Origin of the sequence: Collinsella sp. CLA-SR-H006 (assembly GCF_040097075.1) — a bacterium.
Classification (GTDB): Bacteria; Actinomycetota; Coriobacteriia; order Coriobacteriales; family Coriobacteriaceae; genus Collinsella.
Window position 1 is genome coordinate 1 of record NZ_JBBNPD010000001.1, and the last position, 16,771, is coordinate 16,771.

Below are 16,771 nucleotides of genomic sequence, written 5' to 3' on the forward strand. Positions count from 1 at the left end.
CCAGAGCGACAACTTGTCATTCAAAGAGGACGGCATGACCAGAAGGTCTATGCCGTCCTCTTTTCATGCCAATTTGTTCGCTCTGGCGCCCGCTCGCTGGCATTGCTAAAACATCGATGTTACCGTGGTCCAAACTAGTCGTTGGGGGCGTTCTTGTTTGACCAGTCGTTTAAGAACGTCCCCGATGACTATTTGAATTGCTAATTTGTGCGGGTTGTGGTTTTGTGACCTGCTGAAATTAAAGATACTGTACAACTGTACGTTAATTCGTCTTCGTAGTATATTGCTACCCGCAAAACTCAATACCATTGTGCTCTGAGACGCTAAAGCGCTTACGTACAATGGTTATCGATAGTACGATTCGATTCAACGACAGGATGGATGGTCCAAGCGTGAGTCTCGGCAGCAAACTATCCAATGCAAAGGTCTCCTTTGCGATATTTAAGCGCGACATTAAGCGACTGCTTGTGAACCCCGTCGCCTTGGTGGTTACCCTTGGCGTGTGCGTTATTCCCTCGCTGTATGCCTGGTACAACATCGTGGCCAACTGGGATCCGTACGGAAACACCCAGGGCATCAAGATTGCCATCGCCAACAACGATCGGGGCACCCAAAACGACCTGGTGGGCGAGCTCAACGCGGGCGATCAGGTCGTCGATCAGCTCAAGGAGAACGATCAGCTGGGCTGGACGTTCGTCGACTCGACGGCCGATGCCAAGGAGGGCGTCGAGAGCGGCGAGTACTATGCCGCTATCGTGATTCCCAAGAACTTCTCGGATAACCTGGTTTCGATGCTCGACGGCAACTACCATCAGCCCAAGCTCACGTACTACGTCAATGAGAAGAAGAGCGCCATTGCGCCCAAGGTTACCGATACCGGTGCAAACACCATCGAGGAGCAGATCAACTCGGAATTTGTCTCTACGGTAGGCAAGACTGTTGCCGGTATCGCCAAGGATGCCGGTGTCGATTTAAAGGACAAGGCAACCCAGACTCAGGACTCGCTGGCAAGTTCGGTGTCCGAGGCGTCCGACACCTTGGGCGAGGTGCGCGATTCGATTGGCGATATGAATGCCGCCATCGATAAGACGAGTGGCGCTATCGCCTCGGCTGATGCGGCACTTGCCGGCTTGCAAGGCCAGGCACCGTCGCTGACGCAGGCGATCTCCCAGGGCAACGATCTGCTGAGCGAAGCTCGCACCACGGCGGGCAACTCCATCACCTCGCTCTCCAAGGCGCTCTCGGAAGGCAGCCTTGCGCTCACCAAGACGTCGGCCTCTGCGAACGCTGCCATCGGCAAGCTGACGGGCGCGGTCACATCTACGACCACCCGTATCGACAACTCGCTCGAGTCTCTTCAAGCGACGATCGACCACAATAAGGCCGTTATCGGGCACTTGGAGATTCTCGCCAATGACACGTCGACAGGTTCCGAGGAAATTGACGCGCGCATTGTATCGACCATCGATTTGCTTCGAGAGCAGAATGAAAAGCTTCAGAGCATCAAGGACGGTCTGTCCGCGCAGTCGAGCGCCATGGCGAATGACGCAGCGGCTGTTTCGGGTGCCAGTGACGCTATCAATAACGCAATTCATACCGGTGCGACCAACCTTGGCCAAGCCCAGACGGACTTGGGCCAAAACGCGCTGCCGAAGGCCTCGAGCGCGCTCGACTCTTTTGCTGCCGTTTCGGGCGACCTGACCGGTATCGTCTCGGGTATGACACCTACACTTGCAAATGCGCGCGGCACGTTGGCGCAGCTTAGCGCTACGCTCGGCCAGGCCAAGACCACGCTGTCCCAGACCGATTCCTCGCTTGCCAAGGTCCAGGACAAGCTTGCAACCGCCGCCAATGACATCGCGGCGCTGCAGACCTCCGAGTCCATGGGCGAGCTGGCCGATCTGATGGGCGTCGATGTCAATGACGTGGCAGATTTCATGGCGTCTCCGGTTGAGTTGACGTCCAAGCCAATCTATCCGGTCAAGAGCTTTGGCTCGGGCATCGCTCCCTTCTACACCAATCTGGCGCTTTGGGTGGGCGGCTATGTGCTCATCGCCATTTACAAGCTCGAGGTCGACCGTGAAGGTGTTGGCAGCTTTACGGCGCGCCAAGGCTACTTTGGCCGCTGGTTGCTCATGGTGATCCTGGGCGCGTTGCAGGCCATCATCGTTACGGTAGGCGATCTGGTGATTGGCGTGCAGTGCGTCAGCCCGCTGCTGTTCGTGCTGGGCGGCATCGCCATTTCGTTCACCTACGTCAATATCATCTATGCGCTGTCCACCACGTTTAAGCATATCGGCAAGGCTATCGGCGTCATTCTCGTCATCGTGCAGATCCCGGGTTCGTCGGGCATGTACCCCATCGAGATGATGCCCGGCTTCTTCCAGTGGCTGCACCCGCTGCTGCCCTTTACCTACGGCATCAATCTGCTGCGCGAGACGGTCGGCGGCATGTATTCGTTCAACTACCTGTTTAACCTGTGCATTCTGGGCGTGTTCTTGATCGTGGCGCTCTTTATCGGCCTGCAGCTGCGTCCGCTGCTGCTCAACCTTAACCTGCTCTTTGATAAACAGCTCTCCACGACCGGTATGATGATTTGCGAGTCCAACGACCTGCCGCGCCAGCGCTACTCGCTGCGCACGGCCATGCGCGTCATGCTCGATTCCGATTCGTACCGTCGCGAACTGCTCGATCATGCGGTCGCCTTTGAACATCGCTACCCGTACTACATCAAGGGCGGTTTTGCCGCCGTGGTGGGCGTTCAGGTCCTGCTCTTTGTCCTGTCGACGGTTCTCGATATCGACAATAACGGCAAGATCATCCTGCTTGTCATTTGGATCATCTCGGTTATTGCCATCTGCGGCTGGCTTATCAATATCGAATATATCCGAGCGAGCCTCAATACCCAGATGCGCATCTCGGCGCTTTCGGATGAGGACCTGCGTCGCGAGATGCGCGAACACACGGCCGCCATTCCTGCCGCCCGCCACATGTTTGGCCTCAACGCCAGCGAGCGTGGTGCCAAGGGCGGCGATCAGTCCACGGGCCGCTTGCCGCATATCGGCTCGCACCATAAATCTCAGGGCAGCGACAACACAGCCATAAATGATGGAGATACCGCCCCGTTCGGCAAGCACTCCAAAGGAGGTGAGGCATAAATGAAGAACATCCTGCATCTGTTTAGGCGCGATGTCCAAAACGTGTCTCGCTCCGTGATCGGCTTGATTGTCGTGATGGGCCTCATTATCGTGCCGTGCCTGTACGCGTGGTTTAACATCGCCGGCAGCTGGGATCCGTACGGCAACACCGGCAATCTTAAGATTGCCGTGGTCAACACCGATGAGGGTTACGAGAGCGATCTGATCCCCGTCGAGGTTAACGTGGGCGAAAACGTGACCGCCACCCTACGTGGCAACGAGAGCTTCGATTGGGTTGTGCTTAACGATCGCGAAAAGGCTATCGAGGGCGTTAAGTCGGGCGCGTACTATGCTGCCGTCGTTATTCCCAAAACGTTTAGCGCTGACATGATGACGCTTTTCTCGACCGACGTGAAACACGCCGATATCGAGTTTTACGAGAACCAGAAGGCCAACGCCATCGCGCAGATCGTGACCGAGAAGGGTTCGAGCGCCGTTCAGAACCAGGTTAACGAATCTTTTACCGAGACCATTACGAGCATCGGTCTTAAGACGGTGTCCAGCCTGCTCGACTATATGAGCACCGACCAGGTGAGCAACTTTATCGCCAATCTGTCCTCGACGCTGGGCGATTCGGTCCAGGACCTGCAGGACGTTCAGGCCAGTGCAACGTCGCTTGCGGGCATTTTGAGCTCCACGTCCGATTCGCTGACGTCGGCGGGCGGTATGCTCAAGCAGTCCGGATCGACCGAGGAGTCGGTGAAGCAGCTCATGCAGCATGCCGAGAGCGGTATTGCCGATTCCGAGCAAGCGCTCAAGTCCGCCAGCGATGCGATCGATGCCGCTATTGATGGGAGCGCAGGTTCGTTCGATAACGTTTCTACCGAGCTCGCAAAGGCATTCGACGCTGCAAACCTGCATGTCAATCTTACGGTGCGTCAGCTCAACGATGGCGCAGCGTCACTCAAGAACCGTGCCGACGAGATTGATGCCACGGCGAATGAGCTCCGTAGTCTTGCTGGCCAGGTGAGTAACGATAAGCTCAAGGCAGGGCTTGAGGACGCGGCTGCTGAGCTTGACAAAACCGCGGCGGAGTACCGCAACAATGCCAATGAGCTGACGAACATCGAGACGTCGCTCACGAACAGCATGGCCGAGGTCAACAGCTCGCGTGCCGAGGTCGACCAGGCCATCGCCGATGCCAAGGCGGGTATCTCGGGTGCCAAGTCCGACTACGATTCTACGTTCTCGGTTAAGGCCAAGGAGCTCAAGAAGACCATTTCGGGCGTTCTGGATTCCCTGAACGGTATCTCGGGTGACCTAGATAGCGCCGTGAGCGGTCTGACCGACGCCTCTGGTTCGCTCGCGAAGGGTCTCTCCAAGGCTGCAAGGCTCGTCAACAAGGCTTCCGATCAGCTGGGTGAGGCATCGGACAAGATTAGCGCGTTCAAGGACGAGCTCGACGGTGCCCTTATGTCGGACGATCTGGCCACGATCAAGACGATGATCGGCAATGATCCCGAGGGTCTGGCCGTGTCGCTTTCCGGCCCCGTTGCGCTCGATCGCAAGCCGGTCTATCCGATCCGCAACTACGGCTCGGCCATGGCGCCGTTCTACACGATTTTGTCGCTGTGGGTGGGATCGATTGTTCTGGCGGCCATGATGAAGGTCTCGGTTGACGATGAGCTTATCAACGAGCTCATCCCCGTGCGCCTGCACGAGATCTACCTGGGCCGCTACCTGTTCTTTGGCGGTCTGGCCTTGCTGCAGGCAACGCTCGTGTGCGCGGGCGACATTCTGTTCTTTGGCATCCAGTGCGACAACCCCCTGCAGTTTGTGCTTGCCGGCTGGGTCGCGAGCCTCGTGTTCTCCAATATCGTCTACACGCTCACGGTTTCGTTTGGAGATATCGGCAAGGCCCTCGCCGTCGTGCTGCTGGTCATGCAGGTCGGCGGTTCGGGCGGTACGTTCCCCATCGAGATGACCGGTCCCGTGTTCCAGGCGATCTATCCGTTCCTGCCGTTTACCCACGGCATCAACGCCATGCACGCCGCCATGGCCGGTGCCTACCATATGGAGTACTGGATTGAGCTGGGTATCTTGGCGAGCTACCTGATTCCGTCGCTGGCCCTGGGCGTCGTCTTCCGCCGCCCGGTTATCAAAGCCAACGACTGGATCATCGAAAAGCTGGAGTCAACCAAATTAATCTAGTTACGCGGTTTTACCAAACCGCGTAACGGCTCGACGCTGCAAACGCCCCCAAGCGGCAATCTGACGTTCAATTTCAAGGGCGCGACCAGAAGGTCAGCGCCCTTTCATTTCACGTCACCTTGCTCGCTTGGGGCCGTTTTCGCTGACGTTGACGGAACATCGAGGTTATTCAAGTCGGTACTTTAGTGGGCTGGATTGCGGTGCAACGCTGGTTGTTGCTACAGTAGCGGGGCGTGCCGGGGGTCCGGTGCGTCCCGTTTTTATTTGACCATGAGGCGGCACGCAGCCATACGCGTGCGGACACCACGCCCAGATTGAGTGCGAGGATGTTCCATGGCCCAATACGCTACCAACGAAATCGAAAACTTGCCCGATAGCCCAGTAGCCCGTGAGGATTTGGGCGCGGGCGGTATTCCCCGGGGCGCCGGCGCACGCTCTCCGCTGTTCTGGAAGGTTCTGCTCCTTTCGGTGGCGGTCATCTGGGGCTACTCCTTTACCACTATGAAGGACGCACTCGGCACCATTCCGGTGTTCGCGCTGCTCTATGTACGTTTTCTGCCCGCAGCGTTGGTCATGTTTGCCGTCTTCCACAAGCGCATCATCGCGCACCTCAACGCTCGCAACCTGATCGTTGGCCTGAGTATGGGCGTGCTCATGTGGGCGGCCTATGCGTTGCAGACGGTCGGTCTGGCACATACTACGGCGGGCAAGAATGCTTTTTTGACGGGCACGTATTGCATCCTTGTACCGTTCGCGAGCTATTTCCTGAGCGGCGAAAAGCTCACGCGCTACAACTTGGGTGCCGCGCTGCTGTGCCTAGCGGGCATTGGCCTCGTCGCACTCGATAGCGTTGAATTCAACATTGGTGACGTCATTACGCTGGCGGGTGCGGCCTTTTTCGCCATTCAGATGGCGGTGACTGCCAAGTACGGTCGCAAAATGGACATCAACGTCATCACGTTTTGGATGTTTGTGGGCAACGGCGTGCTGAGCCTGGCAACGTCGCTGCTATTCGAGACCCAAGCGCCTCTGTCCGTGTGGACGCCGAGCTTTATCAGTGCGATGGCGTTTCTCTCGGTGGGCTGCACATGCGCGGCTCTGCTCATCCAAAACGTCGGCCTGGCGCATGTCCCGGCCTCGACGGGCTCGCTGCTCCTTTCGATGGAGTCGCCTTCGGGTGTGCTGTTCTCGGTGCTGCTGATGGGGGAGGCGCTCACCTCGCGCCTGCTCGCCGGCTTCGCGCTCATCTTCCTGTCGATTATCTTGAGCGAGACTCACTTCGATTTTTTGCGCAAAAAGCCGCGCCCGCAATTGTAAACAACTTGTTGCGCCGCCCTCCCGGGGCGGCATTTTTTATGCGTCGCCCTTAAAGTAGTACTTTGCACTTTATGCTATCAAAGTGCTTGCTGCAAAAACGATACTGGAGGGCATCTATGGCACCAGCTTTGTCCGATCTTCAACCGCAATCAGCGCCCAAGGCCACCGCAGCGGCGCAGACCGCTATCGGTGACGGTCTTGTTGCAGAAGCTCAGGCTTTTGCAGACGAGCTCGCTGCGTGGCGACACGATCTACACCAGATGCCCGAGCTGGGTAATAGCCTCCCACAGACCTCTGCGTATATCCAAGCGCGCCTGACCGAGATGGACATCCCGTTTGCCACGCTCGTCGATGGTTCCTGCGTTGTGGGCCTTGTCGGCGCCGGTGCCGCCGCGGCCCAGGATAATGGCGTCTGCACGAATGAGCAGGCCGGTACGGTCATCATGCTCCGTGGCGACATGGACGCCCTGCCCGTTGCCGAGGAATCCGGCGAGCCCTTTGCATCCACCAACGGCTGCATGCACGCATGCGGACACGATATGCACGCGACGGCGCTGCTTGGTGCGGCTCGTATGCTCAAAGCACGCGAGGCAGAGCTTGTCGACGCCAATGCCACGGTTAAGTTGCTGTTCCAGCCGGGCGAGGAAACCTTTGAGGGTGCCCGCGCCGCCATCGCCGACGGTCTGCTGCAGAACCCGCGTCCCCAGGTCGCCTTTGCCATGCACGTCAACAGCCAATCGCCGCTCGGCCTGGTGCTTTACGGCAGTCCGGCGCTCTCGGGCGTGTACGGTTTCCGCATCACGCTGCAGGGCAAGGGCGGTCATGGCTCGAGCCCCGAGATCTGCATCGACCCCATTACGGCGGGTGTGCACGTGCATCTGGCACTTCAGGAGCTCATCTCCCGCGAGGTGCCGGCGGCCAAGGAGATCGCACTGACCGTGGGTAAATTTGCCGGTGGCCAAGCGGCCAACGTCATTCCAGATACCTGCGTGCTCGAAGGTACGCTGCGCGGCTTCGACGTCGAGCTCATGGAGCACCTCAAGACCCGCATCGCGGAGGTCGTCAAAGGTGTTGCCACGACCTATCGCACGCCGGCGACCCTCGAGACGCTCTCGGATGTTCCCCCGCTCGTACTCGATGACGATATGACGCAGGCGTCGCTTGGCTACGTGGGCGCGGTGCTGCCCAAGGCCGCCTTCCTGCCGCTGTTCCACGCCATGGCGAGCGAGGACTTCGCGTTGATTTCGAGTGAGATTCCGAGTGCGTACTTTACCGTGGGCGCTGCCGTGACTGATACGGACGAGCATTTTGCTCAGCATCATCCCAAGGCGCGTTTTAGCGATGCCGAGCTTCCCCTTGGCGCCGCGGCTTACACGGCGGTCGCTTTGGGCTATATCGCCGACCACCGGTAGTACCCAACCTTGCCTTTCAAGCCTGCGGGCATGGCCATAAGGCCTATGCCCTTGTCTTTCAAGGCAATCTTGGGCACCGTGGGCGCCATCGTCTCGGGCGTGCTGTTCGATGCCACGGGCTCCTTTGCGAGCACCTGGATTGTGTGCCTGGCGTGCTCCGTGGTCATGCTCGTGTTCCTGCTGGCATCCGAGCCCATCGCCGCCAAGCTGCGCGCGAGCGTGGCGGGGGAGTAGACGTCCGTCGCTCTTTGCTGTTCGCCCCGTTCTGTCTGTGGCTGCCCTGGAAGCCGAATGGATGCTCGTACCATCATTCGGTTTCCAAGGCGGCCACGGGCCTACGAAATGATCCGTTTTCCTCCGTCCCCAACAGATCACGTGATCCGAAGGGGACGGAGGAAAGCGGATCGCAAACAGCGGCGGTGCGTCAGGCCGAACGAGTCCCCATACCCTCGTTCGGTCAGACGCGCCGCCGCGTTGCTGCTTTGTGCCGTATAATGTCCACTACCTATGACGCGATACAAAAGAAAGGTGTTTGCCCATGCAGGCACAGAAGGCGGAGGGAACCCGCGACCTTATCGGCGCCGAGATGCGCGCCTGGCAAAAGATGCAGCAGATTGCGGGCGGCGTGTTCGAGCCGTTTGGTTTTAAACCCATCGAGACGCCCGCGATCGAGCAGGTGGACGTGTTTGTCCACGGTATCGGCCAGTCGACCGACGTCGTGCGCAAGGAAATGTTCCGTGTGTTCAGCGGTGCCAACCTGGAGCGCGTCTTTACCGAGGGCACCGACACCAAACTCAAGCCTAAGCAGCGCCTAGCACTTCGCCCCGAGGGCACGGCCGGCGTGGTGCGCGCCGTCGTCGAGAACAATCTGGTGCCCCAGGGCTCCACGCCGTTTAAGGCGTACTACGCCGAGGCCATGTTCCGCGGCGAGCGTCCCCAGAAGGGCCGCCTGCGCCAGTTCCACCAGGTGGGCATCGAGTGGCTCGGCGCTCCCGATCCGGCGGCAGATGCCGAGTGCATCATCATGCTCATGGAGTTCTACAAGCGCCTGGGCTTCGATCTTTCCAAGCTTCGTCTGCTCATCAACTCGATGGGTGACGCCCAGTGCCGTCCGGCTTATCGCGAGCAGGTTAAGCAGTTCATCCTCGATCACGCCGACGAGATGTGCGATGAGTGCCGCGAGCGCGCCGAGCTCAACCCGCTGCGTGCCTTCGACTGCAAGAACGACCACTGCCGCGAGATCATGGCCGAGGCTCCGCTGATGGGTGACAACCTGTGCGATGAGTGCCGCGAGCACTACGAGCAGGTCAAGCGCTATCTGGATGCCGCCGGTATCGAGTATGTCGAGGATCCCACCTTGGTGCGCGGCCTGGACTACTACACCCGTACTGTCTTTGAGGTCGAGGCCCCTGGCGCCGGCGTCGGCTCCATCGGCGGCGGCGGCCGCTACGATGGCCTGGTCGAGCTCGAGGGTGGCAAGCCCACGGCGGGCGTCGGCTTTGCTGTCGGTTTTGAGCGCGCCCTGCTGGCCCTGCAGGCCTTTGGCAGCGATTTGGGTGCCGATGAGGCCCCGTGCGTCTATGTCGCCAACGCCGGCAAGGAGCTGCGTCAGAACGTCTTTGCCATTACGCAGGAGCTTCGCGCCGCAGGTATCGTGACCGAGGCCGACTATCAGGGTCGTTCGCTCAAGGCCCAGTTTAAGCAAGCCGATAAGGTAGGCGCCAAGCTCATCTTGGTCCTGGGTGGCGACGAGCTTGCCGCCGGCAAGGTCAAAGTGCGCGACATGCAGAGCCATGACGAGGTGCTCGCCGATCTGGACAACGTCGTCGAGGCGGTTCGCGAGCGCCTGTAGCGCATCTTTTTGAGCTTCGGGCCTGCTAACGTGCCCTGCTCATGGAGAGCGATTGTTACGGGGGTGTTTCGCTTTTATGCGGAATGCCCCCGTTTACGTATGCCGCCCACCGAGAAATACGACCATTTAGGGCAAAAACCTTTGCAATGCAGAAAATACTTTTGTGTGGTAAAGCGCAATCAGTGTCGAAAGTATTTCTCAAGCGCCTATAATGAATACCGCATGTTACGTGCATAGAAGGAGGAATGGGAGGAAACGTGGCTGAGAACCTAAGCAACCAGTCTGTACCCGAAGCCGCGGCGCGCGTCGCTGCCGTGGTCAACCGCCTCGTTAACCGAATCGGCTCGAATGCCGAGTCCAGGGAGCGTCTCGCCGAGATCGAGATCCCCGAGGAGCTGCGCGACAATCTGGCGCTGTTCTTGCGCCTGGAGCGCCGTGTGCTTAGCGAGTATGATCCCGAGATCGCGGACCTGTTCGACAAGATTTTGACAGCCGAGATTGTGGTCAATGCCGGCAACCCCGGTACCTGCGCTGCCGACGAAGCCGTCGACGAGCAGGGCGTGCCCACCGCCGACGAGCCCACTGCCGTGGCATTTCGTGAGGTCGTCGATTTGATCGACAGCCTGCCGCTCGATAAGCAGCAGGTCATCGTTCGCGCCTTTACGAGCTTTTTCCATCTGGCAAACCTGTCGGAGGAGAACTACCGTGTGGCGCAGCTGCGCGAGCGCGAGGCCGGTGCGTCGACCGATACCGAGGTCGATCCTGCCAACGAGCTTACCGTTGCCTATCACCAGCTGGTGAATGAGCTGGGTGTCGAGGGTGCCAACGAGCTGCTCGACAAGCTCGAGTTCCACCCTGTCTTTACCGCACATCCCACCGAGGCCCGTCGCAAGGCCGTCGAGGGCAAGATCCGCCGTATCTCCAACCTGCTGGAGGAGCGTCCGCGTCTGGGCGGCTCCGACCTGGTGGAGAACGAGCGCCATATGCTGCAGGAGATCGACGCCCTGGTGCGTACGAGTCCCATCGCGCTCAAGAAGCCCACGCCGGTCGAGGAAGCCGATACCATCATCGACATCTTCGATAACACGCTGTTCGACGTTATCCCCGTTATCTATCGTCGTTTTGACGATTGGGTGCTGGGCGACAAGGCCGGTACTGTGCCGCCGCTGTGCCCGGCGTTCTTCCATCCCGGCAGCTGGATCGGTTCCGACCGCGACGGTAACCCCAACGTCACCGCCAAGGTGAGCCGTGAGGTCGCCGCCAAGTACTTTACGCACATGGTGCTCAAGCTCGAGGACAAGTGCCGCCACATCGGCCGCAACCTCACGCTCGAGGCTACCTACAGCAAGCCGTCGGCCGAGCTCATTAACCTGTGGAACCATCAGGTCGAGATGAGCCCTCGTTACACGGCCCGCGCCGAGCTGATCTCCGAGCACGAGCCGCATCGCGCCGTCATGCTCGTCATGGCCGACCGCCTGAACGCCACCGTCCGTCGTATCACCGACACCATGTACCACAGCGCCGACGAGTTCCTGGATGACCTGCGCGTCGTCCAGCGTTCGCTGGCCGCCTGCGGTGCCGTCCGTGCTGCCTACGGCCCGGTCCAAACCATCATCTGGCAGGTCGAGTCCTTCGGCTTCCATATGGTCGAGATGGAGTTCCGTCAGCACTCCGTGGTGCATGCCCGCGCCCTTAAGGATATCCACGAGAACGGTATCCATGGCGACCTGCAGCCCATGACGCGCGAGGTCATCGATACCTTCCGCGCTATCGGCTCCATCCAAAAGCGCTACGGCAAGAAGATGGCGCACCGCTACATCATCTCGTTTACCAAGAGCGCTCAGCATGTGGCCGACGTCTTTGAGCTGGCGCACCTGTCCTTTGCACACGAGGAGGATGTCCCCGAGCTCGACGTGATCCCGTTGTTCGAGCAGCTCGAGGACCTCGAGGGCTGCGTCGACGTGCTCGATCAGATGCTTACGCTGCCCGTGGTGCAAAAGCGCCTTGCCCAGACCAACCGCCGCATGGAGGTCATGCTGGGCTATTCCGACTCTTCCAAGGATGCCGGTCCTACCACGGCCATGCTCGCGCTGCACTCCGCGCAGGAGCGCATCGCCAAGTGGGCAGAGAAGAACGATATCGACCTGGTGCTCATGCACGGTCGCGGCGGTGCCGTGGGCCGTGGCGGCGGCCCGGCCAACAAGGCCGTGCTGGCGCAGCCCAAGGGTTCGGTCAACTGCTTCTTTAAGCTTACCGAGCAGGGCGAAGTCATCTTTGCCCGTTACGGCAACCGCACGCTGGCTCAGCGCCATGTTGAGTCCGTTGCCGCCGCAACGCTTTTGCAGTCGGCCCCGAGTGTCGAGAAGACCAACACCGAGACCACGCAGAAGTTCTGGGATATGGCCGAGAAGCTCAACACTGCAAGCCACGAACGCTATCTGGACCTGCTGAACACCGAGGACTTTACACCGTGGTTCTCGACCGTGACGCCGCTGACCGAGGTCGGTCTGCTGCCGATCGGCTCGCGTCCCGCCAAGCGCGGTCTGGGCGCCAAGTCGCTCGATGACCTGCGTACCATCCCGTGGATCTTCAGCTGGAGCCAGGCGCGCATTAACCTGGCCGCTTGGTACGGTCTGGGCACCGCCTGCGAGCAGCTTGGCGATCTTGACCAGCTCAAGGCTGCCTACCAGGAGTGGCCGTTCTTCCGCACCTTTATCGACAACATCGAGATGTCGATTGCTAAGACCGATCAGCGCATCGCCAAGATGTATCTGCATCTGGGCGACCGCGATGATCTGTCCAAGAAGGTCTTTACCGAGATGCAGCTCACCCGTAAGTGGGTCCTTGCCATCGTCGGTGATGAGTGGCCGCTGCAGCGTCGTCGCGTGCTCGGCTGCGCCGTTCGCGTGCGTAACCCCTACGTCGACGCCCTGTCCATCGCCCAGGTCCGCGCCCTTCGCGAGGTGCGCATGAATCAGGACGAGATGGCCGAGGAGAAGAAGGCCGAGTACATGAGCCTGATTCTTTCGACTGTGACCGGCGTCTCGGCAGGATTGCAGAACACGGGGTAATCGATAGCCCTGTGGCTCTCACCGGGACCCGATGGGTTTCCCTCTGAATGCGTCCTCGCACTTGAAGCCCCCTTATCCTGCTCCTTCGGAGCTGCGGATAAGGGGGCTTCGTGCTGCGGAATGCATTCAGAGGGAAACCCATCGGGTCCCTTCGTCCTCGGTCTTCGGGGATTAAAGCTGAGGAGAAGAATTGTGCGCTTCTCGCCTTACGACTGTAGCGGCCGCGGTCCCGTTTGGGGTCGTGGCCGTTTTGTTGTGGGTCAAATATGAACGTTGTGTTAATGAGTCGGTGGACGGTGGTGTTTTTCGGTGAGCGGCGTATCCTTCCAACGGTTTATCTAGTGTGTCAGTTGAAAGGAAGAGGGCGCTCGTCATTGTTTGAATGTGAACTGCCGTTTGACCACTAGACGTTGCATCTGGAGCTCGAGGATAAGAACTTCGCGGGTGTGATGGAAGGTCATCAAAACGAGTTTAAGACTACAAAATCGCAGGAAGAGCTGGTAGAGGAGTCGCTTGCCAACCCTTATGGCTCGCCGTCGCTCGAGGAGCTTTGTGCTGGCAAGAAGGATATTGTCATTATTAGCTCCGATCATACGCGTCCCGTTCCCTCGCGTGTGACGATGCCTATTCTGCTGCATCACATCCATTCCGCTGCGCCCGAGGCTCGCGTGCGCATTTTGGTTGCTACGGGTATGCATCGTCCGTCGACGCACGAGGCTGGCTGCGAGTTCGTGAAGAGCCTTGCCGGCGTTGAGCCCGTCGAGTGCGAGATTGCCATTACCACCAACGGCGGCTACCCGCTCGACCAGAACATCTATCAGGCCGTGAAGGGCATGTGCTCTGCCGAGGCTACGCTTCCCGAGGGCGGCGTGATCATCGATGTCGCCGGTTGTGCCGACGGTCACGGTGGCGAGGGCTTCTATCACAACATCGCCGACAATGATCCGGCAGAGTTTGAGCGCGCCTGCATCGACCGTCCTAAGGACGAGACCCTGCCCGACCAGTGGACGAGCCAGATCTTTGCCCGCATCCTGGCGCATCACCCTGTGATCATGGTTACCGACCTGTGCGATCACCAGATGATCAAGGATATGCACATGACGCCGGTTAACACCCTCGATGAGGCGCTCAAGCTCGCCTTTGAGATGAAGGGTGCCGATGCCAAGGTGGCCGTCATTCCCGATGGCCTGGGCGTTGTCGTCGCACAGCACTAGTACGCGGCCTAAACGAATCGTTTATAACCGACAAGAAAGATAAGGTTTTATGCTTACCAAACTCCTCTGCGAATTCGGCGCAACGGCCCTCATGATCATCTTTGGCGTGGGCGTACACTGCGATACCGTGCTCAAGGGCACCAAGTATCAGGGCTCTGGTCATATGTTTGCCATCACCACTTGGTCTTTTGGCATCTCGGTCGCTTTGTTTATCTTTGGCGGCGCCGTGTGCATGAACCCCGCCATGGTGCTTGCCCAGTGCATCGTCGGCCTGGTGCAGTGGAGCAGCTGCATCCCCTTCATGGTTGCCGATATGCTCGGCGGCTTTGCGGGTGCCGTGATCGCGTGGTTGATGTATGCCGATGAGTTCAAGGCTTCCGATGGTGTCATCGATCCCATTGCTCAGCGCAACATCTTCTCGACCAACCCCACCACCGAGGGCACCAACTATGCCCGTAACTTCTTCTGCGAGGCTATCTGCACCTTCGTGTTCATCAGCGCCATCCTTGCTGCCGCTAGCCGCGCTGGCGAGAACGTTTTGATGCTCGCTATCTGCGTCGGTCTGATCGTTTGGGCCGTTGGTATGGGCATGGGCGGCATCACCGGCTTCGCCATGAACCAGGCTCGTGACCTTGGTCCTCGCATGGCCTATCAGGTGCTGCCGATTAAGAACAAGGCCGACAACAACTGGAAGTACGGCCTGCTCGTTCCTGGCATCGCACCGTTTGTCGGTGCCGCTCTGGCCGCGCTGTTTGTGCACGGTTTCTTGGGCATGTTCTAGTTCAAGGCTACATAGTTGTCCGCTGGCCGCATGGGGTAACTTCCCAGCGCGTCCTCGGACATGCAAAAAGGCTCGCTGCGCACTTCGTGCGGCGAGCCTTTTTGCGTCCTGCGGAATGCGCTGGGAAGTTACCCCATGCGGCCAGCTGCGGGGTCTTTGCTGCGCTCGAGCAAGCAGCTCAACATATAAATCTGAATTTTGATTTGGATGGGAGGGGCTTGTTGCTGTTGAGGGCGGTGAAGCGCGAGTGACACTTTGGGATGCGTGGCGCCCTGGGTTGGGGCGATGCTTTGGGATGATGTTCTTACTTAGTTGAAGAGGGGTTTTATGGCTGATAAGTAGTCTTTGGCTACGTCGGCTTTGTCTGCTTGGAAGTTGTGCCAGGCCCACCATTGGACGGTGGCTACGAAGCTTGAGGCTATGTGGTGTAGTAAGAAACTGCGGTCCATGGTGCCAGCGGGGCCTGTGGAGTCGGCGGGGACGGTTTCGGCTGCTCGTGACATGATGGTCTTGCGTAAGCAGTCGGCGAAGACGCGCGAGCCGGCGCCGGCTACGAGGGCTCGGACGCCCTGGCGGCGCTCCCAGAGGTTGTTGAGGATGTGCTCGACCTGCACGAGTGGGTCGTCGAGCGGTGTGCCATCGTCGTCGAGGGCGTGGGTGCAGATGTCGCTCACGAGCTCGGACAGTAGGTCGTCTTTACTCTTGAAGAGGCCGTAGAACGTGGCCCGACCCACATGGGCGCGAGCGATGATGTCGCCGACGGTGATCTTGCCGTAGTCCTCTTCGCGCAGCAGCTCGGAGAACGCTGCGACGATGGCGGCGCGGCTTTTTGCCTTGCGGGCATCCATGGCTATGCGTCCGCGTGAACGAGCAGGCAACGGAGCGTACCGGAGCAACCCTCGTAGGGGCGCTTGCCGGCGCCGTAGCCGACGGCTTCGATGCAGTAGCGTGAGGGCAGTTGGTCGGACGTGCGCAGAGCAGTGACGATGGCGGCGCCCGTGGGCGTCACGAGCTCGCCGGCGACCGGTGCAGGCGTGAGGGCGATATTGCCCGCCTGGCACAGGTTGACGACAGCGGGGACGGGAATGGGCATGAGGCCGTGGGCGCAGCGAATGGTGCCGTGGCCCTCGGAAAGCGACTCGACCACGATGTCCTCAATACCCAGGTTGTCGAGGCAGATGGCGACAGAGCAGACGTCGACGATGGAGTCGACGGCGCCCACCTCGTGAAACAGGACGGTGTCGGGCGTTTTGCCGTGAGCCTTGGCCTCGGCAGCAGCGAGTACGGAAAAAATGGCAAGGGCGCGACGCTTGGCGCCATCGCTTAGCTGTGAGCCGTCGATGATGGCGATGACGTCCGCCAAAGAACGGTGGTGATGGTGATGGGCGTGATGGTGGTCCTCGTGGCCATGGCCATGGGCCTCATGGTCATGCTCGTGGCAGTGCTCGTGTTCGTGCTCGCTATGGTCATGATGGTGGTGCTCATGCTCGTGCGTGTGCTCGGCAGCTGCTTCGTTGCCGTAGAGCCAGGCCATATCGTGATCGTGGTTCTCGAGCTCCTCTGCAAGCTGGACGTCGAAATCGCAGGCGTCGATGCCATGCTTGTTTACGCGTGTAACGGCAACCTCAAACCCGTCAACCGGCAGTGTGGCGAGCTGTTCGCGCAGGTGCTCCTCGCTGGCGCCCAGATCGAGCAGGGCCGCGACGGTCATGTCGCCGCTGATGCCCGAGGTGCCGTCGATGATAAGCGTGTGCTGATGATTGGACATGGAATGCT

The 16,771-nt window shown here is 59.5% G+C and carries 11 protein-coding genes; 9 read left to right on the plus strand and 2 right to left on the minus strand.

The window, feature by feature from the left end; genetic code table 11:
• Window positions 1–392: 392 nt before the first annotated feature.
• The 9 genes from AAA069_RS00005 to larD all read left to right on the plus strand — a co-directional run bounded on the left by AAA069_RS00005 (window position 393) and on the right by larD (window position 14,995).
• Window positions 393–3,158, plus strand: coding sequence for a YhgE/Pip domain-containing protein (locus tag AAA069_RS00005; RefSeq protein ID WP_349127204.1), 2,766 nt, complete (start codon window positions 393–395; stop codon window positions 3,156–3,158).
• The gene (locus tag AAA069_RS00010; RefSeq protein WP_349127205.1) at window positions 3,159–5,348 is read left to right on the plus strand and encodes a YhgE/Pip domain-containing protein; all 2,190 of its coding nucleotides are present in this window, start codon (window positions 3,159–3,161) and stop codon (window positions 5,346–5,348) included.
• 333 nt (window positions 5,349–5,681) lie between these two features.
• The gene (locus AAA069_RS00015; protein WP_349127206.1) at window positions 5,682–6,665 is read left to right on the plus strand and encodes a DMT family transporter; all 984 of its coding nucleotides are present in this window, start codon (window positions 5,682–5,684) and stop codon (window positions 6,663–6,665) included.
• 116 nt (window positions 6,666–6,781) lie between these two features.
• Window positions 6,782–8,077: a M20 family metallopeptidase gene (locus tag AAA069_RS00020; protein WP_349127207.1), complete on the plus strand. Its 1,296-nt coding sequence runs from the start codon at window positions 6,782–6,784 to the stop codon at window positions 8,075–8,077.
• Window positions 8,078–8,128: 51 nt separating this feature from the next.
• Entirely contained in the window at window positions 8,129–8,311 is a 183-nt protein-coding gene (locus tag AAA069_RS00025) for a hypothetical protein (RefSeq protein ID WP_349127208.1), read from the plus strand.
• A 304-nt stretch (window positions 8,312–8,615) separates the two neighbouring features.
• The gene (gene hisS / locus AAA069_RS00030) at window positions 8,616–9,929 is read left to right on the plus strand and encodes a histidine--tRNA ligase (protein ID WP_349127209.1); all 1,314 of its coding nucleotides are present in this window, start codon (window positions 8,616–8,618) and stop codon (window positions 9,927–9,929) included.
• A gap of 338 nt (window positions 9,930–10,267) precedes the next feature.
• Window positions 10,268–13,000, plus strand: a complete 2,733-nt coding sequence (locus tag AAA069_RS00035; protein ID WP_233504661.1) for a phosphoenolpyruvate carboxylase — start codon at window positions 10,268–10,270, stop codon at window positions 12,998–13,000.
• 410 nt (window positions 13,001–13,410) lie between these two features.
• Entirely contained in the window at window positions 13,411–14,214 is an 804-nt protein-coding gene (locus AAA069_RS00040; RefSeq protein ID WP_349127210.1) for a lactate racemase domain-containing protein, read from the plus strand.
• Between the two features lie 49 nt (window positions 14,215–14,263).
• Window positions 14,264–14,995: a D/L-lactic acid transporter LarD gene (larD, locus tag AAA069_RS00045; protein ID WP_349127211.1), complete on the plus strand. Its 732-nt coding sequence runs from the start codon at window positions 14,264–14,266 to the stop codon at window positions 14,993–14,995.
• Between the two features lie 308 nt (window positions 14,996–15,303).
• On the opposite strand, the gene AAA069_RS00050 is transcribed toward larD, so the two are convergent.
• Window positions 15,304–15,843, minus strand: a complete 540-nt coding sequence (locus tag AAA069_RS00050) for a TetR/AcrR family transcriptional regulator (RefSeq protein WP_349127212.1) — start codon at window positions 15,841–15,843, stop codon at window positions 15,304–15,306.
• Between the two features lie 2 nt (window positions 15,844–15,845).
• Window positions 15,846–16,763: a LarC family nickel insertion protein gene (locus AAA069_RS00055; RefSeq protein ID WP_349127213.1), complete on the minus strand. Its 918-nt coding sequence runs from the start codon at window positions 16,761–16,763 to the stop codon at window positions 15,846–15,848.
• Between the last annotated feature and the right edge of the window lie 8 nt (window positions 16,764–16,771).

Excerpts from the sequence above, each read along its gene's own strand:
- AAA069_RS00015 (WP_349127206.1), top strand. The coding sequence starts at position 5,682 with ATGGCCCAATACGCTACCAACGAAATCGAAAACTTGCCCGATAGCCCA.
- larD (WP_349127211.1), top strand. The coding sequence starts at position 14,264 with ATGCTTACCAAACTCCTCTGCGAATTCGGCGCAACGGCCCTCATGATC.
- hisS (WP_349127209.1), top strand. The coding sequence starts at position 8,616 with ATGCAGGCACAGAAGGCGGAGGGAACCCGCGACCTTATCGGCGCCGAG.
- AAA069_RS00055 (WP_349127213.1), bottom strand. The coding sequence starts at position 16,763 with ATGTCCAATCATCAGCACACGCTTATCATCGACGGCACCTCGGGCATC.
- AAA069_RS00020 (WP_349127207.1), top strand. The coding sequence starts at position 6,782 with ATGGCACCAGCTTTGTCCGATCTTCAACCGCAATCAGCGCCCAAGGCC.
- AAA069_RS00010 (WP_349127205.1), top strand. The coding sequence starts at position 3,159 with ATGAAGAACATCCTGCATCTGTTTAGGCGCGATGTCCAAAACGTGTCT.
- AAA069_RS00050 (WP_349127212.1), bottom strand. The coding sequence starts at position 15,843 with ATGGATGCCCGCAAGGCAAAAAGCCGCGCCGCCATCGTCGCAGCGTTC.